Raw genomic sequence first — 4,997 nt, forward strand, 5'->3', positions numbered from 1 at the left:
GAGGGCGCTCGCGCCGACGCCGGGCGCGGCCGAGGTGCCCGACGCGGCGACCGCCACCTCGGGCTCCAGCGCCGTGGCCACCGTCGTGGTGATCCAGGTCGGCGAGCCCGTGCCGAAGGTGAGCGCGCCCAGCACGAGCAGCGCGAGGACGGTGCGGGTGCGGGTCACTTGTCGCCTCCGGTCCGCGTCGTCACCGTGCGCAGCGGCGCGAGCCGGGAGGCCAGCTGGACGGCGCGGACCGCCGCGGCCGCCTTGTTGCGCGACTCCGCGTACTCCAGGGCGGGCACCGAGTCGGCCACGATGCCGCCGCCGGCCTGCACGCTGGCGCGGCCGTCCGCGATGTACGCGGTGCGGATCGCGATGGCCATGTCCATGTTGCCGCCGAAGTCGAAGTAACCGCAGACGCCGCCGTAGATGCCGCGGGAGGCGGGCTCCAGCTCGTCGATCAGGGCGATCGCCCGAGGCTTGGGCGCCCCGGACAGCGTTCCCGCCGGGAAGGTCGCCCGCAGGGCGTCCAGGGCGCCGAAGCCCTCCCGCAGGCGGCCCACCACGGTGGAGCACATGTGCATGATGTGGCTGAACCGGCGCACCTTCATGAACTCGACCACCTCGACGCTGGTCGGCTCGCACACCTTGACCATGTCGTTGCGGGACAGGTCCACCAGCATGATGTGCTCGGCCCGCTCCTTGGGATCGGCGAGGAGCTCCTCGCCGAGCTCGGCGTCCTCCTCGGGGTGGGCGCCACGCGGTCGGGAGCCGGCGATCGGGTAGGTGGTGACGTGGCCGTCGTCCACCTTCACGAGGGTCTCCGGGCTGGAGCCCACCACGGCGAACTCGGCGCCGTCGGGCTTGGCCAGGTGGAAGTAGTACATGTACGGACTGGGGTTGATGGTGCGCAGGGCGCGATAGACGTCCAGCGGATCTGCGGGGCAGTCCAGGTCGAGGCGCTGCGACAGCACCACCTGGAACACCTCGCCGTCGCGGATCGCCTCCTTGCCCGCGAGCACGGCGTCCTCGAACTCCTCGCGCGTGGACCGGAACTCGAGCTCCGGCTCGGGCGCGTCCCCGACGACGACGGACGTGATCCGCGGTCCGCCGGCCGCTAGCCGGGCCTCCATGGCGTCCAGCCGGGCGACGGCGTCCACGTAGGCCTCGTCGACGCGCTCGTCGGTGGCGTCGGCGTTGATCGCGTTGGCGACCAGCCAGACCGTGCCCTCCCGGTGGTCCACGACCGCGAGGTCCGTGGCGAGGCACAGCGCGAGCTCAGGGGCGCCCGTCTCGTCCGGGGCCGTGGCGGGGAGCGTGGGCTCCCAGTGCCGCACGATGTCCCAGCCGAGCACGCCGGCCAGGCCGCCGGTCAGCGGCGGCAGGTTGGCCACGCCGGGCGTGCGCAGCGCCGCGAGCGCCGCCTCGACCACGTCGACGACGTCGCCGGTGGTCGGGATGCCGACGGGCACGTCACCGGTCCACACGGCCTGTCCGCCGTCGCTGGTCAGGGTCGCGCGCGACGCGACGCCGACGAACGACCAGCGCGCCCAGACGCCGTCGGACTCCGCCGACTCCAGGATGAACGTGCCGGGCCGGCCCTGGGCGAGGGTCCGGTAGAGGCCGACGGGCGTGGCGTCGTCGGCCAGCAGGGGACGGACCACGGGGATCACCCGGCGGTCGGCGGCCATCTCACGGAACTCCGGCAGGCTCGGCCAGGTGCGACCCCACGGCAGGTCGGCGGGTGCGGTCGCCGTGCGGGCCTCGTGGGTGTCGAGCTGGGTCACCGGGTCTCCTCGTGTCGCTGGTCGGGTGCGCCTACCGCCGCGCCCAGGTCGCCGCCGGCCTCGAAGCAGGCGCGCGTGCCCGTGTGGCACGCCGCGCCGATCTGGTCCACCTGGACCAGCACGGCGTCACCGTCGCAGTCGAGGCTCGCGGCCTTGACGTACTGGGCGTGCCCGGAGGTGTCGCCCTTGCGCCAGTACTCCTGGCGGCTGCGGGACCAGAACGTCACGCGGCCCTCGGTGAGGGTGCGACGCAGGGCTTCGTCGTCCATCCAGCCGACCATGAGCACCTCGCCCGTGTCGTGCTGCTGGATCACGGCGGCGACCAGGCCGGCGTCGTCCCGCTTGAGCCGGGCGGAGAGCGTGGGATCGAGAACTTCGGGCACCTGAGAATCCTGCCACGTCGCGGGCCGACGGCGGTGTGATGTCCGCCGCCGGCCCGGATCCGGTACCGGAACGTGAGCCGGGCTAGCGGGTCTGGGCGACCCAGCTCGCGTGCATCTGGGCGTAGATGCCGTCCGCGGCGGCCAGCTCGGCGTGCGGGCCGACCTCGGCGACGTGGCCCTGGTCCACCACGACGACGAGGTCGGAGGCCTCGGCCGTGGAGAGCCGGTGCGCGATGGTGATCGTGGACCGGCCGGCGGTCAGGGAGTCCAGGGCGCGGGCGATCCGGACCTCGGTCGCCGGGTCCACGGCGGACGTCGCCTCGTCGAGCACCAGCAGGTCGGGCTGTGCGAGGTAGGCGCGGGCGATCGCGACGAGCTGCCGCTCCCCCGCCGACAGCGCCTCGCCGCGCTGGCCGACCGCCGTGTCCAGCCCGTCGGGCAGGTCGGCCACCCAGTCGGCCAGCCCGAGCTCGGTGAAGGCCTCCTCGACCGCGGCCCGGTGGCCGCCGTCCGCCTCGTGGTCGCCGGTCTCGAGCGGGGCGCGCAGGCCGTAGGCCGCGTTGTCCAGCACCGTGCCGTCGAACAGGAAGCCCTCCTGCGGCACCAGCACCACGCGCTCGCGGAGCGAGGCGAACGACAGGTCGCGCAGGTCGGTGCCGTCCAGCTCCACGGCGCCCGCCGTCGGGTCCATGAGCCGGGTGACGAGCTTGGCGATGGTCGTCTTGCCGGAACCGGTCTGCCCGACGACGGCCACCTTGGTGCGGGGCGGCAGGTCGAGCGTCACGCCGTGCAGCACCTCGGGGCCGCCCGGGTAGGCGAACCGCACGTCACGCAGCGTCACGTGCGCGGGCCCGCGCTCCTGGGTCGCCGCGCCCGGCTTCTCGGCCACCTGCACCGGCGTCTCGATGACGGCGATGACGCGCCGCCAGCCGGCCACGGCGTTCTGCAGCTCGTTGAGGATCTCGGTGGCCATCTGCACCGGCCCGGTGAAGAGCTGCACCAGGAACAGGAAGGCCACGAGCTCGCCCGCGCTCAGCCCGCCGCCCACCCCGAGGAACGTGCCCACGACCACCACGACGGCCAGCACGAGGTTGGAGATGAGCACGCCCGACGAGAACGTCGCCGCGACCAGGATCTGGGACCGGGCCTGCGCGGTGCGGGTCGCCTCGACGGAGGCGCCGATGCGCCGCCCCGTGCGCTCGGCCACGCCGTAGGCCCGCACCGTCTCGGCCCCGACGACGGACTCGGAGATCGCGCCGAGCATCGCCCCGACCCGCTCGCGCACCAGCGTGTACGCGCGGTTGACGTACTTCTGGCCGAACCGGATGACGAGGAACATCGGGATGAACGCGATCCAGACCACGGCCGTCAGGATCGGCGAGTAGACGAGCATGAGGCCCGTCGCCACGAGCACCTGCAGCACGCTGACGAGCAGCATGATGCCGCCCCACTGCACGAACAGGGAGACCGTGTCGACGTCGTTGGTCACGCGCGAGACCAGGGCGCCGCGGCGCTCCGTGTTCTGCGTGAGCGTCGAGAGGTCGTGCACGTGCCGGAACGCCTTGACGCGCAGCGTCGCCAGGCCCGCCTCGGCCGAGCGGAACAGGCGCACGTTGACGAGCGCGGCGCACAGCGCGGCCAGTACCAGCGCTCCCGCCGCGAGCGACGCGAGGAGGACCACCTGGCCGACGTCGGGACCGCCGTCGGCCAGCACGCCCACGTCGATGGTCTGCTGGACCGCGAGCGGCACCACCACGCGCCCGGCAGCCGCGAGCGATGCCAGCAGCAGGGTGATCCAGAGGCCCTTGGTGATCTCCGGGCTGATCTCGATGCCGCGGCGCAGGGTCGCGAGGACACCCAGGCCGCTGGCCGACTCGATGCGCGCGCCGTCGGCGTCGAGCAGGTCCTCGGGCACGTCGGCCACGTCGGGCTCGTCCGTCACCGCGGTCATCGGGACACCTCTTCCAGCTCGTCGTCCAGCTTTCCGGCGGCGGCCTCGTCGGCCCGTTCCTGCTCGCGGCGCTCGGTCTCGGCCTCGTACGCCGTGGCGAGCTCACGGTAGCCGGCGTCGCGCGCCATGAGCTCGTCGTGCGTGCCGACGTCGACCACGCGGCCGCCGTCGACGTGGACCACGCGGTCCGCGAGCGCCACCGACGACATGCGGTACGCGACCATGATCACGGTCGTGCCGGGTGCGGCGGCGGCAGGTTCCTCGGCACCGGCCGTCGTGCCCGTCCCGGCGGCCAGACCGCGCAGGATCTCCTGCTCCACGCGGGGGTCCACAGCGCTCGTCGCGTCGTCGAGCACGAGCAGGCGCGGAGCCCGCACGAGGGCACGCGCGATGGCGAGGCGCTGCCGCTGCCCGCCGGAGAGGTTGGCGCCACGCTCGCCGAGGGGTGCGTCGAGGCCACCGGCCATCTCGCGCACGGTCTCGTCCAGGCGGGCGAGCCGCAGGGCGTCCCACACCTCGTCGTCGGACGGCGTGCCGGGCGTGCCCGGGTCGGCGAGCGTGACGTTGCCGCGCACGGTGTCCTCGAAGATGAACGTGGTCTGCGTGACGAGCGCGACCTGCGCCGGGATCTCACCGTCGGCGAGGGTGCGGGCGTCGACGCCGTCGAGCAGCACCTGCCCGCGCGTGGGATCGGAGAGTCGGGCCAGCAGGCTCACCAGGGTGGTCTTGCCGGCCCCGGTGGTGCCGACGACGGCGACCGTGGCGCCCGGCTCCACCGCGACGTCCACGCCGTCGAGCAGCGTGATCGAGCGGCCGCGGACCCCGCTGATCGCGGGGACGTCGACGCCGACGTCGGCCAGGCGCACGGACATGCCGGTGCGGCCGGCGTCC

4 protein-coding genes are annotated in these 4,997 nt (G+C 73.9%); all 4 read right to left on the bottom strand.

The features are described from left to right. Positions 1–164: 164 nt before the first annotated feature. On the bottom strand, positions 165–1,772 hold the full coding sequence (locus tag PROKR_RS02370) for an anthranilate synthase component I (RefSeq protein ID WP_036959323.1): 1,608 nt from the start codon (positions 1,770–1,772) through the stop codon (positions 165–167). Next, positions 1,769–2,155: a phosphoribosyl-AMP cyclohydrolase gene (hisI, locus tag PROKR_RS02375; protein ID WP_036959324.1), complete on the bottom strand. Its 387-nt coding sequence runs from the start codon at positions 2,153–2,155 to the stop codon at positions 1,769–1,771. Before hisI ends, PROKR_RS02370 begins: the two co-directional genes overlap by 4 nt. An 82-nt stretch (positions 2,156–2,237) precedes the next feature. After that, on the bottom strand, positions 2,238–4,106 hold the full coding sequence (locus PROKR_RS02380) for an ABC transporter ATP-binding protein (RefSeq protein WP_084800208.1): 1,869 nt from the start codon (positions 4,104–4,106) through the stop codon (positions 2,238–2,240). Beyond that, positions 4,103–4,997, bottom strand: an 895-nt coding sequence (locus PROKR_RS02385; protein ID WP_157601833.1) for an ABC transporter ATP-binding protein, incomplete at its 5' end; no start/stop codon positions are given. The genes PROKR_RS02385 and PROKR_RS02380, both read right to left, overlap by 4 nt.

The sequence above is a fragment of the Promicromonospora kroppenstedtii DSM 19349 genome (assembly GCF_000515355.1).
Taxonomy (GTDB): domain Bacteria; phylum Actinomycetota; class Actinomycetes; order Actinomycetales; family Cellulomonadaceae; genus Promicromonospora; species Promicromonospora kroppenstedtii.